Raw genomic sequence first — 1,187 nt, 5'->3', positions numbered from 1 at the left:
GGGGGAGAGCGACTATCTGGGGTGTCAAGTTGCAATTACGAACTCGTTGCGCGCATCGCGTGCTTTTGCATTGAGGATGACCAGGAGTTTTCTGGCGAGTGCGATGCGGATGAGCATTTTTGGCTTTCCCGCCTGTTGCAACCGTTGAGCGAAAGCTTTGAGATGAGGATCGAATTTGGCCACGATAGCTGCGACGATGAAGAGGATGCCACGCGGCCCGGCGCGTCCGCCTCGCACATGCCTGTTGCCGGTGCGCTTGCCGCTATCGTTGGCGAAAGGAGCCAGGCCTGCCAGCTTGGCGATGGCCTTGTTGGAGATGAGGCCGATCTCGGGCAGTTCGGCCATCAGACGGGCGACAGTGCGCCCGGCTACGCCCTTGAGCGAACGAAAGGCTCGCTCCAGCCTGGCCCACAGCGGATCGTCATCGATCATCGAGGCAATCTCGCCTTCCAGGCGCCGTTGCTCGCGCTTGAGGAAGGCCAGCGTCGCCTCGATGCTGGCGCATACCTCGGCGTCGCATGCGGCACTTCTACGCTGCTTGTTGATGGTCGCATCGCCGACAATCTGGCAAAGCCGGCCAACCAACGCGGTAAGCCGCTGTTGGGCAGCGCTTGGCGGTGGCGTCGGCACCGTGTTCTTGACTGCGCCGTAATGGGCGATGACAGCGGCGTCGATCCTGTCGGTCTTCTCCAGATAGCCCATCGCCTCGGCGAAACGGCGCACGCTCTTGGCATTGACCACGCCGCACGGCATGCCGTGCGCCCACAAGAGCATGAACCCCAGCCGTTCATAGCCGCCCGATGCCTCCATCACCGCAAGGGCTGCGCCATGGCTGCGGCAGAACAGCCAAAGAGCTGCAATCCCCGCCGCATCGTTGGCGAAGCGCGCTGCCGCTCCGCCAGGCCGGACATGCGCGTCCAGCCAATCTTTCGAAACATCAACTCCACAAATAATCCTGTTCACGGTAACCTGCCTTGTGCGTACGGTTGGAACCAAGCGACTGTTCGGTCGTGCGTGACGAAGGCGAAGATCCCAAGCTCTCCCGCGGTTGTAACCTCAGGTGGTACGGGCGACTTCGCCAAGCCAAGGTCCGGGCGGCCGCCCGGACCTTGGCTCAATCGCTCTAATCCCACGAAATCTCTCTCGTGTAGATACAAGGTGTCGAGCGGAGCTCGACGGAGTGGGGG

The 1,187-nt window shown here is 61.9% G+C and carries 1 protein-coding gene; it reads right to left on the bottom strand.

Translation table 11 applies throughout. From position 1 onward, the window contains the following. Positions 1–24 precede the first annotated feature (24 nt). Positions 25–963, bottom strand: coding sequence for an IS110 family RNA-guided transposase (locus NKJ04_RS33575; protein WP_023809699.1), 939 nt, complete (start codon positions 961–963; stop codon positions 25–27). Positions 964–1,187 lie beyond the last annotated feature (224 nt).

Origin of the sequence: Mesorhizobium sp. M0618 (assembly GCF_040320765.1) — a bacterium.
Taxonomy (GTDB): Bacteria; Pseudomonadota; Alphaproteobacteria; order Rhizobiales; family Rhizobiaceae; genus Mesorhizobium.
This window is presented reverse-complemented; position numbering and strand designations above follow the sequence as displayed.